1 protein-coding gene is annotated in these 423 nt (G+C 67.8%); it reads left to right on the forward strand.

Going from position 1 to position 423, the window contains the following annotated elements; translation table 11 throughout:
- The coding region (locus EN845_RS33935; protein ID WP_145972540.1) for an IS3 family transposase at positions 1-423 on the forward strand (423 nt) is incomplete at both ends.

The raw sequence follows: 423 nt of genomic DNA on the forward strand, positions 1-423 counted from the left end.
GCCAAGCGGAAAGCTGTCGCTCGCCTGAAGGAAGGCTTCGGGATGAGCGAACGGCGGGCGTGTAAAGCCATCGGCTGTTGCCGCATGACGGTTCGCTACCAGACCAGCAGGCCGGACGACCGGGAGGTTCGCGAGCGGATGAAGGCGATCGCGCAGGAGCGTCGCCGGTTCGGCTACCGGCGTCTTCTCGTGATGCTGAGGCGGGAGGGCCTGGTCGTGAACCACAAGAAGCTGTTCCGGCTCTATCGGGAGGAGAAGCTCGCCGTTCGCCGCCGTGGCGGCCGCAAGCGGGCGATCGGGACCAGGGCGCCGATGCTGGTGCCGCTGAGGCCCGACGAGCGCTGGTCGCTCGACTTCGTATCGGACCAGCTCACCGACGGGCGCCGCTTCCGCATCCTGGCCGTCGTCGACGACTGCACGAGA

Origin of the sequence: Mesorhizobium sp. M8A.F.Ca.ET.202.01.1.1, assembly GCF_004791595.1 — a bacterium.
Lineage (GTDB): Bacteria > Pseudomonadota > Alphaproteobacteria > Rhizobiales > Rhizobiaceae > Mesorhizobium.